Genomic DNA, 14,736 nt, shown 5'->3' with positions numbered 1-14,736 from the left:
GACATCATGTCCAATGCCCGCCCACCGTTGCCGCCATTCGATCTGGGGTCCGCCACCTTGAAGGTGCGTCTGGCCGAGGATGGCTGGAACAGTCGAGACCCGGAGCGGGTATCGCTGGCCTATACCCCGGACACCCGTTGGCGTAACCGCGCCGAGTTCGTCAGCAATCGGGAAGAGGCGCGCGCCTTCCTGCAGCGCAAGTGGGCGAAGGAGCTCGACTATCGGCTGATCAAGGAGCTATGGGCCTTTGCCGGTGACCGGATCGCGGTGCGTTATGCCTACGAGTGGCATGACGATTCGGGCAACTGGTTCCGTTCCTACGGCAACGAGAACTGGCAGTTCGACGCCAACGGCTTGATGGCGCTGCGTTATGCGTCGATCAACGATCTGCCGATCCAGGCTGGCGAGCGCAAGTTCCATTGGCCGCTGGGACGGCGCCCGGACGATCATCCGGGCCTTTCCGACCTGGGCCTGTGATGGGGTCAGGCCTGCTTTTTGGTCTTGGCTTCGGAGGCTTCGCGTTGCTGCGTGCGGCCAGTGTGCAGGGTGTTGGGGTCGCTGAAATTGGTGGTTCGTGCCGCCCGGTCGCGTTCCGAAGCGCGGATGTCGAGGTAGGCGCCAGCGCTGACGACGCTCAGGCTGAGAACGGAGAACAGGACGATCTGCAGGGTTGTCATGGGAAGGGCTCTGAAGTGACGAGGTCGAAACTGAGACGCTATATAGCGCCACGGCATCGGCCTTTCAAGCGAGGCCTTCAAGGCTTGGTCTACTGGCGACCAAAGGCGGCCAGAGCTAGCTGCCGGCGCTTTCGGGCGCCCGTGGCGGCTGCATGCCGGTGATCTGCGGCATGCGCTGGCGTATCAGCTCGGCGAACACGAGCAGCTTCGCCGGATAACGACGCGCATACGGGTAGATCAGATAGACCGGCAGCGGCGCGGCCTGCCACTGCGGCATCAGCTGTACCAGGCGGCCTTCTGCTAGGTCCTGGGCGACGACCCAGGCCGAGCAGATGCAGGCGCCGAGCCCGGCCAGCGCCGAGTTGCGTAGCGCATAGAGGCTGTCGGTGCTCAGGCGGGGCTGAATGGTGAAACGATGGCTGCGGCCATCCGCCAGGCAGGTCAGCGCGACCTCGTCCTGATAGTAGGTGCGCAGGGCCAGCCAGGGCAGTCGCGCCAGTTCTTCGGACGATGCCGGCAGCGGCCGGTCGCCGAGCAGAGTGGGCGAGGCGACGACGATCCGGGGCACTTCGCCCAGGGGAATGGCGACGACCGCGGGGTCGTTCACCACACCGATCTGTATCGCGCAATCGACGGCTTCGGCGACGAAGTCCGGGCGCCGATCGTGGAGCAGCCATTCGACGGAGACTTTGGCGTGGCGGGTCAGGTACTCGCTGAGCGGCGCGATCAACTGGTCCTGACCGAAAGCGTGGGGCACCTGAACCCGCAGCGTGCCGCGCGGCTCGTCCCGGGCGCCCAGTAGTTCGGCCTCCATTTCCTGCCAGTTCTCCAGCAGCGCCTTGCCGTAGCCGTAGCAGCGTTCGCCATCGCCGGTCAGCTGCATGCTGTGGGTGGAGCGCTGCAGCAGTTGCAGGCCCAGCGAACGCTCCAGCGCTTGCAGACGGCGGCTGATGGTCGGTTGGGTGGTCTTGAGCTGCTCGGCGGCGGCCGAAAGACTGCCGGCCTCGACGATACGGACGAAGGTGCGCAGCAGTTCGAGTCGATCGAGCGTCGTGTTGGTCATGCGTCTGGCGTATATCCGATTTGTCACGCAGCCTACTACAGGCCAAAGGCGCCCGCTAAGACAATGGCGTCACGGCTCAACAGAACGGACCTCACCATGACATCCATGCAGAAAACGTATGCGTCCGACCAGGCTGAAGGGCCTTCCCGCGGAATGGTCGCGCTACTGGCCACCGGCGCCGGGCTCAGCGTCGCCACGCTTTATTACAGCCAGCCGATGCTCGGCGTGCTGGGGCCGGACATTCATGCAAGCGACGGGGCCATCGGCATGGTGCCGATGCTGACTCAGCTGGGCTATGCGCTGGGCATCCTGCTGCTGGCGCCGCTGGGCGATCGTTACGACCGGCGTCGGATCATCCTGTTCAAGGCGATGGTCCTGGCCCTCGCGCTGATGCTCAGCGGCTTCGCGCCGGGTGTGGGCTGGCTGCTTGTCGCAAGCCTCGTCATCGGCCTGTCGGCGACGGTGGCGCAGGATATCGTTCCCGCCGCCGCGACCCTGGCGCCCGAAACACAGCGGGGCAAGGTGGTGGGAACAGTGATGACAGGCCTGCTGCTGGGCATTCTGCTGTCCCGGGTGATGAGCGGGCTGGTCGCCGAGCAGTTCGGCTGGCGCGCGGTGTATGGGCTCGCGGCGGTGTCCATCGCGCTGGTCTGTCTCGGCGCCTGGCGCAGCCTGCCGCGTTTCGCGCCGACCACTTCGCTGGGCTACGGCGCCTTGCTAGGCTCGATGCTGCAGCTGTGGTCGCGCCATCCGGCGTTGCGTCGCGCGGCCTTTGCTCAAGGGCTGCTGTCGGTGGCGTTCAGCGCCTTCTGGTCGACACTGGCGGTGATGCTGCACGGCAGCTTCGGGCTTGGCAGCGCGGCGGCCGGCGCCTTTGGTCTGGCCGGCGCGGCCGGTGCCCTGGCGGCGCCGTTGGCCGGCCGGCTGGCCGATCGCAGTGGTCCGGACCGGGTCACCCGTCTGGGCGCGGGCCTGGCCACGGCGTCGTTCGCTGTCATGGGGCTGGCGCAGGCGCTGCCTGCAGAGGCGCAACTGGGGCTGATCGTGCTCGCGGCGATCGGTTTCGATTTCGGGATTCAGGCGACGCTGGTCGCCCATCAGACGATGGTCTACGGGATCGAGCCGGCTGCTCGCAGCCGCCTGAATGCGGTGCTCTTTACCGGAGTGTTCATCGGCATGGCGCTGGGTGCCGGGCTTGGCAGCCTCGCGCTGGCAGGGTGGGGATGGCAGGGGGTGGTGGTGTTGGCGACCCTGGCGTCGGTTGGCGCGTTGGTCGTGCGGATGATGGGGAATACGCCGCTGCGTGATCGCTAGGGCCGGCGGACATCGGCCCGCCGTTGGGCGGGCCGATTGGGGATCAATCGAACAGCTTGGCCGCTGTCTTCGCGATCAGCTCGCCCTGATGGCGGGCGCCGTCCAGCTCGGTCGCGCTGGGCTGACGTGAGCCGTCACTGTCGGTGATGGTGGTGGCGCCATAGGGCGCGCCGCCGACCACTTCCTTGACGCCCATCTGCCCTTGGTGGCTATAGGGCAGGCCGACCACGGTCATGCCGAAATGCAGCAGGTTGGTGATGATCGAGAACAGCGTGGTCTCTTGCCCGCCGTGCTGGCTGGCGGTGGAGGTGAATGCGCCGCCAACCTTGCCGTTGAGCGCGCCCCGTGCCCAGAGGCCGCCGGCCTGGTCGAGAAATGCGGCCATCTGGCTGCTGATGCGGCCGAAGCGGGTGCCGGTGCCGATGATGATCGCATCGTAGTGTTCAAGCTCGGCGACGGTCGCAATCGGCGCGGCTTGGTCCAGCTTGAAATGCGCACCGCGAGCGATCTCCTCGGGCACGGTTTCCGGGACGCGCTTGACGTCCACCTGAGCACCGGCCGTGCGTGCACCTTCGGCGACGGCATTGGCCATCGTTTCGATGTGCCCGTAGGACGAGTAGTAAAGAACCAGCACTTTAGCCATGGAAATCTCCTTGCAGTTGGGGGTGCGCCGTGAAGCCACCAATCTGGCACAACGATCGATCGGAACCATTCATATATTTCGACCGTTCCGATCTAACGATTCGAAGGGATCGCCACTCGACAGCGCTGCGCTGTAGCGGAGGTCCCTTGCCAATTCGGTTGCGCGGTCTAGACGCGCCCGACATACAGCGACAGCGGCCAACTGACCCGACAGGTGCCGGTCCAGAGCGACTCGAGCCGCTGGGCCAGCGGCTCGACCGGATCGCTACCGCGCTCGCTGGCCAGCCGCGCCGTGGCAGACCAGCTGCGCAGGTAGCCGAGCAGCTGCGGCAGGCTCCAGCCGACCTGCATGGCGAAATCCGGCGCGGCGATGGGCTCGAACGGAAAGGGCAGCTCACGGTACCCCGTCTCCACATGGCGCCGCTCCGGTGGCCAGTAGGCGCCGACCTCGTGCCGGTAGAAATGCTGCACCAGGGCGTCGACCTCGGTGTCGTCCACCGCCATCACTCCATAACACCATACGGCCACCACGCCGCCGGGCTTGAGCACCCGGCGCACCTCGGCATGAAAGCGCTCGATGTCGAACCAGTGCAGCGCCTGCGCGACCGTCACAAGATCAACCGAGGCGCTGTCCAGTCCCGAAGCGTCGGCAGGCGCGGTCGCATAGCGCACGCGTGGATGGGGCCTGGCCTGGGCGATCTGCGACGCGCTGGCATCGGTTGCTGCCACTTCGTCGAAGTGGCGCGCCAGATCCACCGCTGCCTGGCCGCTGCCTGTGGCGCAGTCCCAGGCGCGCTGGCGGTCCTGGCATTGGCCGGCCAGCCAGTCGAACAGCTCGGCCGGATAGGTCGGGCGGTTGCTGGCGTAATCCTGCGAGACGTCCTTGAAATGGTCTACGAATGCCTTGCTCACGCGGATTCCTCTTGGGGGTGCACCGGAGTATCGAGCCGGGGATGCGCGGTTGGTTCAGCGCGGTGTTCACTGTCTCGAAACGGTCATATAGGGTTCGTCGTTGATCGTTATAGTGCGCCGGTCTATTGAATAGAGAACAGCATGAGTTCATTGCCCGATTCGTCCGAACGACCACCGGAGATCAGGCTGTCGGAGGCGTTCTGGTTCTGGCTGAAGCTCGGCTTCATCAGTTTCGGCGGCCCGGCGGGGCAGATCTCGATCATGCACCAGGAGCTGGTGGAGCGCCGACGCTGGCTGTCGGAGCGGCGTTTTCTGCATGCCCTCAATTACTGCATGCTGCTGCCCGGCCCCGAGGCGCAGCAGCTGGCCACCTACATAGGCTGGTTGCTGCACCGAACCCGCGGCGGGCTGCTGGCCGGTGTGCTGTTCGTCCTGCCTTCGCTGTTCATCCTCGTTGCGCTGTCCTGGGTCTATATCGCCTACGGCAACGTGCCGCTGGTGGCCGGAATCTTCTACGGCATCAAGCCGGCGGTGACCGCGATCGTTGCCCAGGCGGCTTGGCGCATCGGTTCGCGGGCGCTGAAGAACAGCGGGTTGCTGGCGATCGCGCTGGCCTCCTTCGTCGCGATATTCGCCTTCGATGTGCCGTTTCCGCTGATCGTGCTTGGCGCCGGGCTGATCGGCTATCTGGGCGGGCGCCTGAGCCCCGCATCGTTCAGCCCCGGCGGAGGGCACGGCGCGACGGCAAAGTCGTTCGGCCCGGCGCTGATCGACGACGACACCCCGACGCCGCCCCATGCACGCTTCTCCACGGCGCGACTGGCGATGATCCTGCTCGTCGGTGCGTTGCTGTGGCTCCTGCCGATGGGGCTGCTGACACTGGCCTTCGGCTGGGAAGGCACGTTGACGCAGATGAGTTGGTTCTTCACCAAGGCGGCGCTGCTCACCTTTGGCGGCGCCTATGCGGTGCTGCCTTACGTCTACCAGGGCGCGATCGGTCATTACGGCTGGCTGACGCCGACGCAGATGATCGACGGCCTGGCGCTGGGCGAGACCACGCCGGGGCCGCTGATCATGGTGGTGGCGTTCGTCGCTTTCGTCGGTGCCTACGTGCAGCAGGTCTTCGGGGCGGATCAGGCGTTTCTCGGCGGCGCGCTGGCGGCGGCACTGGTCACCTGGTTCACCTTTCTGCCGTCCTTCCTGTTCATCCTGGCCGGCGGTCCGCTGGTGGAATCCACCCATGGCGAACTCAAGTTCACCGCGCCGCTGACTGCCATCACGGCGGCGGTGGTGGGGGTGATCGTCAACCTGGCGTTTTTCTTCGGCTACCACGTGTTCTGGCCGGAGGGCTTCTCCGGTCGCTTCGACTGGATATCGGCGCTCATCGCTGCGGCTGCGGCCGTTGCGCTGTTCCGTTACAAGCGCGGGGTGATCGAAGTGCTTTGCGTCAGTGCTGCGCTGGGGGCAACGGTCCACTTGCTTGCTTGAATGGCCCATCAGGACGGCGTTACGTCGGGTGCGCGGCGCTAATTTCTTGGAAGTGAGAGCTGGTTGGAGTTCTTGCTGCTTGTGCATTGTGTAGGGATGCCGAAAACTTCCACCTTGTTTCGCCAGAAGGGATGATCTGCCGAGCGAAGCATGCATGCCTTTATAAGGTTGCCGAACCGTCGCGCCAGCGAGGTGCATGGCAGCCACATCGAAAGAAAGCCGAACGCCCAAGAGCGCGGTAATTCGATATCGAACGGGAGTCGCCATCATGAGGGCGGCTCCATGCTTTTATGATTTTGGGGGCTTTGATGTTCAAGTCTTGTATCGCTGCAGCGATGAGTGCGTTGGTTCTTCTCTCCACGCCGACCCAGGCGGCCGAAGGCGATCCGATCGTCATCAAGTTCGCCCACGTGGTCGCCGACGACACGCCCAAGGGCAAGGGCGCCCTGCTATTCAAGAAGCTCGTCGAGGAGCGCCTTGCCGGCAAGGTGAAGGTCGAGGTCTACCCGAACTCCAGCCTCGTCGGCGACGCTGACGAGCTCCAGGCGCTGCTCGACAACGAGGTCCAGCTGCTCGCGCCGTCCCTGTCGAAATTCGACAAGTACACCAAGAAACTCCAGGTATTCGATCTGCCGTTCCTGTTCGACGACGCCGAGGCGGTCAAGCGCTTCCAGAACCGCGACATGAGCCGCGAATTGCTGCGCTCGATGGCCGACCATGGCATCTACGGCCTGGCCTACTGGAGCAATGGCCTCAAGCAATTGTCGGCCACCCGTGCGCTGCAAAAGCCCGAAGATGCCGCCGGCCTGTCCTTCCGTATCCAGGCCTCGACGGTGCTGGATGCCCAGTTCAAGGCGGTCAACGCCACGCCGGTGCGGCTGCCGTTCGCCGAGGCGTACAAGGCGCTGCAGTCCGGTATGGTGCAGGGCACCGAAAACCCCTGGTCGAACATCGTCAGCCAGAACATGCACACCGTTCAGCCGTTCATCACCGAGAGTAACCATGGTGTCCTGAACTACATGCTGATCACCAATTCCAGGTTCTGGATCAGCATCCCGTTCGCCGTGCGTTCGCAGCTCGAAGGCATCATCGACGAAGTCACCCAGGCGGTGAACAAGGAAGCCGAAGCGCTCAACCAGCGCGACCGCGAACGCATCATCGCCGCCGGTACCAGCAAGCTCATCGCCTTGACGCCAGAAGAGCGCCAGGCTTGGCGCGACCGAATGATGCCGGTCTGGAAGTCGTTCGAAGGCGAGATCGGTGCCGACGTGATTCGCGCCGCGCAGACGGTCAACCGCCGCCGCTGATCCCCGATTGCGTTGAAAAGCGCCGCACCCCCGACAAGGGCGTGCGGCGTTTTCGTCTGTGCACATCGCTCGGCGCCATGAGACCGGCGCTTGGTGCCACAGCGTCTCGGCGGTGGTTCCAGGAGGATCGGCCTGTGATCCGCTGAAAGCGCTGGGTTCGTTCGAGGTGTCGTCGAGTCGCAGTAAGTCCACTGCATGGGCCGATGCAGAAAGCTTCGGTGGATTCGAGTAGTCAGCCCGCTCCCCGCAGGGCGAGGGGACGACCGAGTCGCCCGGGTGTCCGTCGCGCGGCGTGCACTGAGCTGGTTTCCGCTTCCTCCCCGGCCTGCACTGACCAGTTCGCTCTGCCGTCAGGTGCGTTGGACGGAACGATCAAGGCCGCGTGGGCTGGACTTATCCCATTTGGGAGAGGGGGTGAGGGGTAGTGGGGTGAGGCGGAATCATGGGGAACGCCAGCCGAGGCAGGTGGCTGGCGTTGGCAGGTCATTTCTTGAGGGTCAGGACCCACTCGGCGAGGACCTTGGCTTCTTCCTCGGTGACCTGGTTCGGCGGCATCGGGATCGGCCCCCAGACGCCCTGGCTGCCGTTCTTGATGTGGGCGGCCAAAGTATCGGCAGCTCCGTCGACGCCGGCGTTCTTCTCGGCGACATCCTGCAGGGCAGGGCCTACCAGCTTGGCGTCGACCTTGTGGCAGGCCACGCAGGGTTTGCTTTTGAACAGCGCTTCGCCGTCGGCGGCGATGACGGGTTGCAGGCTCAATGCGCCGCCAAGGGCGAGCAAAGACACCAGAATTCTCTTCATATCTACTTCCTCAAGGCTAATGGACGGGGCGACCCCCGCTCACGTTGGACCCGATTATTGCCGCATCGAGCCCGCTCGGAGACTAAATTTAACCCGCATCCTACGTGGCATATTGTCCTCGGTCATGGTTTGCGCTCGGCCCGTCGGTCATTTGCGCGCCTGATGAATCGATGGGCGACAGCGCGGTCTACACGGGATAACCACCCGAGTGAGGACCACCCCCATGGCACTGGACCACGATGCATTCGATGCGCTGCTCGACCAGGCGCGGGCGCATGCCGACCGCGCCGTCAGTGAAAACGATCCGCAGCATTACCGCGCCGCGTTCGAGTCAAGTCTCGAGGCCATGCGCCTGCTGGCGGGCGAGTCCGGCGAGTGGCGCAGGATGGTGGCCAGGGCCACCGAGGAATACGAGGGCGACGAGGGCATCTGAGCGAGCCGTCACCGCCTGGGTCCGAACGGGCGCACGAGGGCAGCGCGTACGCCCGGCGCCTCGGAGCCCGGTATGCTTCACTGCCTCGTCTGATTGACGGCGGACCGCCGTACGTTCTTTCCTACCGTAAAAGCCAGGGTCCGCACCCAGGGCGGGCCCTGGCTTGATCATCTTCACTGGAAACGCCCATGCCTCAGTCGGCTTCACTCGACCCGCAGACCGCCCGGATACTGCCCTGGCTGGTCGCCATCGCCTTTTTCATGCAGACCCTCGACGGGACCATCCTGAACACGGCGCTGCCGTCGATGGCCCAGGACCTTGCCGAAAACCCGCTGCGCATGCAGGGCGTGGTGATCAGCTACATGCTCACCGTCGCGCTCCTGATTCCGGCCTCCGGCTGGATCGCCGACCGCTTCGGCACCCGCCGGATATTCTTCTCGGCCATCTTGCTGTTCACCCTGGGCTCGCTGTTCTGCGCGCTGTCGAGCAGCTTCAACCAGTTGATCGTGGCCCGCGTGATCCAGGCCATGGGCGGCGCGCTGATGCTGCCGGTGGGGCGGCTGGTGGTGCTGCGGGCCTACCCGCGCAGCGAGTTCGTACGGGTGATGACCTTCATCGCGCTGCCGGGGCTGGTCGGTCCGCTGCTGGGGCCGACGCTCGGCGGCTGGTTGGTGGAGTACGCCTCCTGGCACTGGATCTTCCTGATCAACATTCCGGTCGGCGCGCTCGGCTGTTTCGCCGCACTGCGCTTCATGCCGGATCTGCGCGGTGTCGAGCGCAGCCGCTTCGATACCTTGGGTTTCGTGCTGTTCGGTGGGGCGATGGTACTGATCACCATCGCCCTGGAAGGGCTCGGCGAATTGCATATGCCCCATGCCCGGGTGACGCTCCTGCTGTTTGGCGGCGTCGCCTGCCTGGCGGTTTACTGGCTCAGGGCCGGGCGAATCGAGCGTCCGCTGTTCAGCCCGGCGCTGTTCCGGACACGCAGTTTCGCGGTGGGCATCATCGGCAACCTCTTCGCCCGGCTGGGTAGCGGGGCGCTGCCGTTCCTGACGCCCTTGCTGCTGCAGGTGGCGCTCGGCTACTCGCCGGCCCAGGCCGGGATGACCATGATTCCCCTGGCCCTCGGTGCGATGGCGATCAAGCCGCTGGCCAAGCCGCTGATCGATCGCCTTGGTTACCGCCGCATCCTGACCGGCAACACCCTGCTGCTCGGTGGCCTGATCGCCAGCCTTGCCCTGATCACACCCGGCACGCCCGGGGCCTGGCTGCTGATTCACCTGGGATTGATCGGCATGGTCAATTCGATGCAGTTCACCGCGATGAACACCGTGACCCTCATCGACCTGCGCGACGAGGATGCCAGTAGCGGCAACAGCCTGCTCTCGGTGGTGGTGCAACTGTCGATGGGCCTGGGCGTGGCTTCGGCCGGTGCGCTGCTTGGCGGTTTCACCGCGCCCGGGGCCGGCAGCGAAGCGGTGCTGCGTGCCTTCCACCTGACCTTTCTCTGCGTCGGCGGCCTGGCGATGCTGGCGGCCGGTCTGTTCCTGCAACTGGAGGGCGACGACGAATCAACGCCCTGTCGGCGGATCGACCCGGAAGTGGAGCTGGACGAGTAGGGCGACGATCAGGCATCGCTGGTCATTCGTTGCACCAGTCCAGGGCTCGAGGGCGCCCCGTTGGAGGGCGGTCCGGGCAACGCTGGTGCGTCGGTGGCCGCCTTGCCGCGGCGCTTGCGCGGCCGGGACAAGCTCGAAGGCGGCAGATGCGGGCATCGGGCAGGCGCGGACCGCACCCAGGCAGGGCCGCAGGAGTTTCAGTGGCATGGGGAATGCAACGGCTCGGTCTCTACCCCATCGGATTCCCCGCTATGTCCCTACGCCGTCGACCGCTGTTCACCCTCCTGCTCGCCAGCCTCGTGTTCTTCGCCGGGGTGGCCCGGGCCGATCTGCTCGAGAACATCACCCAGCGCGGTGAGCTACGTGTCGCCGTACCGCAGGATTTCCCGCCCTTCGGCTCCATCGGTCCGGACATGAAGCCGCGCGGCCTGGATATCGACACGGCGCAACTGATCGCCGACCAACTCGGCGTGAAGCTGGCCCTGACCCCCGTCACCAGCACCAACCGCATCCCGTTCCTGACCACCGGCAAGGTCGATCTGGTGATCTCCAGCCTCGGCAAGAACGCCGAGCGCGAGCAGGTGATCGACTTCTCCGACGCCTACGCGCCGTTCTTCCTCGGTGTGTTCGGTCCCGAAGACAGCCAGGTCGCCAGCCTCGATGACCTCGCCGGCAAGACCATCAGCGTGACCCGTGGCTCGGTGGAGGACATGGAGCTATCGGCGGTGGCGCCCAAGGGGGCCAACATCAAGCGCTTCGAGGACAACAACTCGACCATCGCGGCCTACCTGTCCAGCCAGGTCGAACTGATCGCCAGCGGCAACGTGGTCATGGCGGCGATCGCCGAGCGCAACCCCAAGCGCGTGCCGGCGATCAAGCTCAACCTGAAGGATTCGCCGACCTACATCGGCCTGGCGAAGAACCAGCCGGCGCTGCAGCAGAAGGTCAACGCGATCCTGAGCGAGGCCAAGAGCAACGGCAGCCTCAACGACATCTCGATGAAATGGCTCAAGCAGCCGCTGTCGGCCGATCTCTGATCGGCCCGGCCCGATGAATTACCAGTTCGATTTCGCCGCGGTCCTGGCCCACGGCGATCTGCTGCTCGAAGGCGCGCTGCTGACCCTGACGCTGACCGCAATCGGCACGCTGTTCGGGGTCGGCATCGGCATTCTCGGCGCGGTGGTGCGCGCCTGGCGGTTGAAGCCCTTCGACCGGCTGTTCGGGGTGTATGTGGAGCTGATCCGCAACACGCCGTTCCTGGTGCAGCTGTTCTTCATCTTTTTCGGCCTGCCCACCCTGGGCGTTCGCCTGAGCGAGCTCGAGGCCGCCGCGCTGGCGATGGTGATCAACCTGGGTGCCTATTCCACCGAGATCATCCGCGCCGGCATCCAGGCGATTCCCCACGGGCAGCTCGAAGCGGCCGGCGCGCTGGCGCTCAGCCGTTTCGAAACCTTCCGCCACGTAGTGCTGCGCCCGGCGCTGGCGAAGGTGTGGCCGGCGCTGTCGAGCCAGATCGTCATCGTCATGCTCGGCTCGGCGGTGTGCTCGCAGATCTCCACCGAAGAGCTGACCTTCGCCGCCAATTTCATACAGTCGCGCAATTTCCGCGCCTTCGAAACGTACCTGCTGACGACCCTGGTGTACCTGACCATGGCGATTCTCATCCGTCAGTTGCTCGCCTGGTTCGGGCGCTCGGTCGTGGAGGCGCGCCGCTGATGGACTTTACCCTCTGGGACATCGTGCGCAACCTGCTCACCGGGTTGCAGTGGACATTGCTGCTATCGCTGGTCGCCCTGCTGTTCGGCGCGCTCAGCGGCTTGCTGGTGCTGGTCGGGTTGACCTCTACACTGCAGCCCCTGCGCGTCCTGGCACGCGGATACGTCGAGCTCTTCCAGGGCACGCCGCTGTTGATGCAGCTGTTTCTGGTGTTCTTCGGCGTCTCGCTGGTGGGGTGGGACATCTCGCCCTGGTTCGCCGCGGCCCTGGCCCTGACCCTGTTCACCAGCGCCTTTCTCGCCGAAACCTGGCGCGGCTGCGTGGAGGCGATTCCGCGCGGGCAATGGGAGGCGTCGGCCAGCCTGGCGCTGACCCGCGGCGAACAGCTGCGCCACGTCATCCTGCCCCAGGCGCTGCGGATCGCCGTGCCACCGACCGTGGGCTTTTCGGTGCAGGTGGTCAAGGGCACCGCCGTGACCTCGATCATCGGCTTCAGCGAGCTGACCAAGACCGGCTCGATGCTGGCCAACGCCACCTTCGAGCCCTTCCTCGTCTACGGATTGGTGGCGGTCGGCTATTTCCTGCTCTGTTATCCGCTGTCGCTCTACGCCGGCCATCTGGAAAGGAAGCTCAATGTCACTGCTTAGAATCAGCGCGCTGCACAAGTATTACGGCGACCTGCATGTGCTCAAGGGTATCGACCTGACCGTCGAGCCCGGCGATGTGGTGGCGATCATCGGCCGCAGTGGCTCGGGCAAGAGCACGCTGCTGCGTACTCTCAACGGCCTGGAGACCATCGACGACGGGGTGATCGAAGTCGACGGCGAGTACCTCGACGCCGCCCGCGCCAATCTGCGCAGCCTGCGGCAGAAGGTCGGCATGGTCTTTCAGCAGTTCAACCTGTTTCCGCACCTGAGCGTCGGGCAGAACGTGATGCTCGCGCCGCAGGTGGTGAAGAATACCAGTCGTGACGAGGCTCGTGCGCTGGCGCGGCAGATGCTCGAGCGCGTCGGCCTGCTGGACAAGTTCGACGCCTATCCCGAGCAGCTTTCGGGCGGCCAGCAGCAGCGGGTCGCGATTGCCCGGGCGCTGGCCATGTCACCCCGGGTGCTGCTGTGCGACGAGATCACCTCGGCGCTCGACCCGGAGCTGGTCAGCGAAGTACTCGCCGTGGTCAAGCAACTCGCCGTCGAGGGCATGACGCTGATCCTGGTCACCCACGAGATGCGTTTCGCCCGCGAAGTGGGCAATAAGCTGGTGTTCATGCACCAGGGGCGGGTCCACGAGACCGGCCATCCGCAAACACTCTTCGCTCATCCGCAAACCGCCGAGCTCGCGCAGTTCATCGGCTCGATCAACACCTAGGCATCACCCTGGCGCGCCGCCTCGGGTGCGTCATGGCAATGCACGCCACGCCACAGGAGGCAGCATGAACAGTGTCGAAGACGTTCTCTCAACCAGCGCCCTGCACATCAACGGTCCGCGACTGTGGAAGTCGCTGATGGATCTGGCCCAGCTCGGTGCCACCGCCAAGGGCGGCGTCTGCCGCCTGGCATTGACCGCGCTGGACGGCCAGGCCCGTGACCTGTTCTGCCAGTGGTGCCGGGAGGCCGGCTGCACGGTGACGGTCGACCAGGTCGGCAACATTTTCGCCCGCCGTGCCGGGCGCAACCCCGACTTGCCACCCGTGATGACCGGCAGCCACATCGATACCCAGCCCACCGGCGGCAAGTTCGACGGCTGCTTCGGGGTGATGGCGGGGCTGGAAGTGATGCGTACCCTCAACGACCTGGGCGTGCAGACCGAGGCGCCGCTGGAGGTGGTGGTCTGGACCAACGAGGAGGGCTCGCGCTTCCCGCCGTGCATGATGGGTTCCGGGGTCTTCGCCGAGAAGTTCGGCCTGCGGGACACCCTGGCCAAGACCGACATCGCCGGGATTTCGGTGGGCGATGCGCTCAAGGCCATCGGCTACGACGGCGATCGGCCGGCCAGCGGGCATCCGGTGGGAGCCTATTTCGAGGCGCACATCGAGCAGGGGCCGATTCTCGAGGACCAAGGCAAGACCATCGGCGTCGTGCTCGGCGCGCTCGGGCAGAAGTGGTTCGACCTGACCCTGACGGGCCTGGAGGCCCACGCCGGTCCGACCCCGATGCACCTGCGCCGCGACGCGCTGGTGGGCGCGGCGCAGGTGGTGAGCGAGGTCAACCGCGTCGGTCATGCCTACCAGCCGCACGCCTGCGCGACGGTCGGCTGTCTGGAGCTCAAGCCCGGCTCGCGCAATGTGATTCCAGGAGAGGTGCACCTGACCATGGATTTCCGCCACCTCGAACAGGCGCGCCTCGACGGCATGATCGAGGAGGTGAAAGCGGTGATCGAAGCCAGCTGTTCCCGTCACGGGCTGAGCTACCGGCTGACGCCGACGGCGGACTTCCCACCCCTGTACTTCTCGGACGAGTGTGTCGACGCCGTACGCCAGGGTGCCGCGGCCCTCGGGCTGGAACACATGGACATCGTCAGCGGAGCGGGTCACGACGCCATCTTTCTCGCCGAACTGGCACCCACGGCCATGATCTTCGTGCCCTGCGAAGGCGGCATCAGCCACAACGAGATCGAGAACGCCGAGCCCGAGCATCTGGCTGCCGGTTGTGCGGTGCTGCTACGGGCCATGCTCCACGCCGCTCAAGGTGCCCACGCGGCGCAGCGCACCAGCGCCTGACGGCGCGCTGCCCAACGATTGGGCACCGACCAACGGTGGTGCCCGTCA

The 14,736-nt window shown here is 65.5% G+C and carries 16 protein-coding genes; 11 read left to right on the top strand and 5 right to left on the bottom strand.

What is annotated here, in order from left to right; genetic code table 11:
• Window positions 1-6: 6 nt before the first annotated feature.
• Complete coding sequence (locus G7026_RS18630; RefSeq protein ID WP_181072407.1) at window positions 7-477, top strand: nuclear transport factor 2 family protein; 471 nt, start codon at window positions 7-9, stop codon at window positions 475-477.
• Between the two features lie 5 nt (window positions 478-482).
• On the opposite strand, the gene G7026_RS18625 is transcribed toward G7026_RS18630, so the two are convergent.
• Both G7026_RS18625 and G7026_RS18620 read right to left on the bottom strand, forming a co-directional pair.
• Window positions 483-677 (bottom strand): hypothetical protein, encoded by a 195-nt coding sequence (locus tag G7026_RS18625; protein ID WP_181072406.1) that lies wholly within the window; start codon window positions 675-677, stop codon window positions 483-485.
• A 115-nt stretch (window positions 678-792) separates the two neighbouring features.
• Entirely contained in the window at window positions 793-1,740 is a 948-nt protein-coding gene (locus G7026_RS18620) for a LysR family transcriptional regulator (RefSeq protein WP_181072405.1), read from the bottom strand.
• Between the two features lie 96 nt (window positions 1,741-1,836).
• Here G7026_RS18620 and G7026_RS18615 point away from each other — a divergent pair, with 96 nt between their 5' ends.
• Window positions 1,837-3,054: an MFS transporter gene (locus tag G7026_RS18615; protein WP_181072404.1), complete on the top strand. Its 1,218-nt coding sequence runs from the start codon at window positions 1,837-1,839 to the stop codon at window positions 3,052-3,054.
• Window positions 3,055-3,097: 43 nt separating this feature from the next.
• Here the strand turns inward: G7026_RS18615 and wrbA are convergent, their stop codons facing one another.
• The gene (gene wrbA, locus G7026_RS18610; RefSeq protein ID WP_181072403.1) at window positions 3,098-3,697 is read right to left on the bottom strand and encodes an NAD(P)H:quinone oxidoreductase; all 600 of its coding nucleotides are present in this window, start codon (window positions 3,695-3,697) and stop codon (window positions 3,098-3,100) included.
• Between the two features lie 167 nt (window positions 3,698-3,864).
• Window positions 3,865-4,614 carry a class I SAM-dependent methyltransferase gene (locus tag G7026_RS18605; protein ID WP_375138217.1) on the bottom strand — a complete coding sequence of 250 codons (750 nt, stop codon included), beginning with the start codon at window positions 4,612-4,614 and terminating at the stop codon, window positions 3,865-3,867.
• 135 nt (window positions 4,615-4,749) lie between these two features.
• Between G7026_RS18605 and chrA the strand changes: the two genes are divergently transcribed.
• Both chrA and G7026_RS18595 read left to right on the top strand, forming a co-directional pair.
• A complete protein-coding gene (gene chrA, locus G7026_RS18600; protein WP_181072401.1) occupies window positions 4,750-6,096 on the top strand; it encodes a chromate efflux transporter in 1,347 nt (448 codons plus the stop codon).
• A 308-nt stretch (window positions 6,097-6,404) separates the two neighbouring features.
• Window positions 6,405-7,403, top strand: coding sequence for a TRAP transporter substrate-binding protein (locus tag G7026_RS18595; protein ID WP_181072400.1), 999 nt, complete (start codon window positions 6,405-6,407; stop codon window positions 7,401-7,403).
• Window positions 7,404-7,886: 483 nt separating this feature from the next.
• On the opposite strand, the gene G7026_RS18590 is transcribed toward G7026_RS18595, so the two are convergent.
• Complete coding sequence (locus G7026_RS18590) at window positions 7,887-8,204, bottom strand: c-type cytochrome (protein WP_181072399.1); 318 nt, start codon at window positions 8,202-8,204, stop codon at window positions 7,887-7,889.
• Window positions 8,205-8,427: 223 nt separating this feature from the next.
• On the opposite strand from G7026_RS18590, the gene G7026_RS18585 reads away from it, so the two are divergent.
• From G7026_RS18585 to G7026_RS18555, 7 genes are all read left to right on the top strand, one after another.
• Window positions 8,428-8,637: a hypothetical protein gene (locus G7026_RS18585; protein WP_181072398.1), complete on the top strand. Its 210-nt coding sequence runs from the start codon at window positions 8,428-8,430 to the stop codon at window positions 8,635-8,637.
• Window positions 8,638-8,825: 188 nt separating this feature from the next.
• The gene (gene mdtD, locus G7026_RS18580) at window positions 8,826-10,256 is read left to right on the top strand and encodes a multidrug transporter subunit MdtD (RefSeq protein ID WP_181072397.1); all 1,431 of its coding nucleotides are present in this window, start codon (window positions 8,826-8,828) and stop codon (window positions 10,254-10,256) included.
• Window positions 10,257-10,507: 251 nt separating this feature from the next.
• Complete coding sequence (locus G7026_RS18575) at window positions 10,508-11,293, top strand: transporter substrate-binding domain-containing protein (RefSeq protein ID WP_181072396.1); 786 nt, start codon at window positions 10,508-10,510, stop codon at window positions 11,291-11,293.
• Between the two features lie 13 nt (window positions 11,294-11,306).
• Window positions 11,307-11,972, top strand: a complete 666-nt coding sequence (locus G7026_RS18570; RefSeq protein ID WP_181072395.1) for an amino acid ABC transporter permease — start codon at window positions 11,307-11,309, stop codon at window positions 11,970-11,972.
• Window positions 11,969-12,619, top strand: a complete 651-nt coding sequence (locus tag G7026_RS18565) for an amino acid ABC transporter permease (protein WP_181072484.1) — start codon at window positions 11,969-11,971, stop codon at window positions 12,617-12,619. Before G7026_RS18570 ends, G7026_RS18565 begins: the two co-directional genes overlap by 4 nt.
• The gene (locus G7026_RS18560; RefSeq protein ID WP_181072394.1) at window positions 12,606-13,337 is read left to right on the top strand and encodes an amino acid ABC transporter ATP-binding protein; all 732 of its coding nucleotides are present in this window, start codon (window positions 12,606-12,608) and stop codon (window positions 13,335-13,337) included. The genes G7026_RS18565 and G7026_RS18560 overlap by 14 nt, the downstream gene beginning before the upstream one ends.
• Before the next feature lie 64 nt (window positions 13,338-13,401).
• The gene (locus G7026_RS18555; RefSeq protein ID WP_181072393.1) at window positions 13,402-14,688 is read left to right on the top strand and encodes a Zn-dependent hydrolase; all 1,287 of its coding nucleotides are present in this window, start codon (window positions 13,402-13,404) and stop codon (window positions 14,686-14,688) included.
• Window positions 14,689-14,736 lie beyond the last annotated feature (48 nt).

Source organism: Stutzerimonas azotifigens (assembly GCF_013522725.1).
GTDB classification, from domain to species: domain Bacteria; phylum Pseudomonadota; class Gammaproteobacteria; order Pseudomonadales; family Pseudomonadaceae; genus Stutzerimonas; species Stutzerimonas azotifigens_A.
Note: the sequence above shows the minus strand (reverse complement) of the source record. Positions and strands in the feature narration are given on the sequence as shown.

Excerpts from the sequence above, each read along its gene's own strand:
- G7026_RS18630 (WP_181072407.1), top strand. The coding sequence starts at position 7 with ATGTCCAATGCCCGCCCACCGTTGCCGCCATTCGATCTGGGGTCCGCC.
- G7026_RS18625 (WP_181072406.1), bottom strand. The coding sequence starts at position 677 with ATGACAACCCTGCAGATCGTCCTGTTCTCCGTTCTCAGCCTGAGCGTC.
- G7026_RS18620 (WP_181072405.1), bottom strand. The coding sequence starts at position 1,740 with ATGACCAACACGACGCTCGATCGACTCGAACTGCTGCGCACCTTCGTC.
- G7026_RS18615 (WP_181072404.1), top strand. The coding sequence starts at position 1,837 with ATGACATCCATGCAGAAAACGTATGCGTCCGACCAGGCTGAAGGGCCT.
- wrbA (WP_181072403.1), bottom strand. The coding sequence starts at position 3,697 with ATGGCTAAAGTGCTGGTTCTTTACTACTCGTCCTACGGGCACATCGAA.
- chrA (WP_181072401.1), top strand. The coding sequence starts at position 4,750 with ATGAGTTCATTGCCCGATTCGTCCGAACGACCACCGGAGATCAGGCTG.
- G7026_RS18595 (WP_181072400.1), top strand. The coding sequence starts at position 6,405 with ATGTTCAAGTCTTGTATCGCTGCAGCGATGAGTGCGTTGGTTCTTCTC.
- G7026_RS18590 (WP_181072399.1), bottom strand. The coding sequence starts at position 8,204 with ATGAAGAGAATTCTGGTGTCTTTGCTCGCCCTTGGCGGCGCATTGAGC.
- G7026_RS18585 (WP_181072398.1), top strand. The coding sequence starts at position 8,428 with ATGGCACTGGACCACGATGCATTCGATGCGCTGCTCGACCAGGCGCGG.
- mdtD (WP_181072397.1), top strand. The coding sequence starts at position 8,826 with ATGCCTCAGTCGGCTTCACTCGACCCGCAGACCGCCCGGATACTGCCC.
- G7026_RS18575 (WP_181072396.1), top strand. The coding sequence starts at position 10,508 with ATGTCCCTACGCCGTCGACCGCTGTTCACCCTCCTGCTCGCCAGCCTC.
- G7026_RS18570 (WP_181072395.1), top strand. The coding sequence starts at position 11,307 with ATGAATTACCAGTTCGATTTCGCCGCGGTCCTGGCCCACGGCGATCTG.
- G7026_RS18560 (WP_181072394.1), top strand. The coding sequence starts at position 12,606 with ATGTCACTGCTTAGAATCAGCGCGCTGCACAAGTATTACGGCGACCTG.
- G7026_RS18555 (WP_181072393.1), top strand. The coding sequence starts at position 13,402 with ATGAACAGTGTCGAAGACGTTCTCTCAACCAGCGCCCTGCACATCAAC.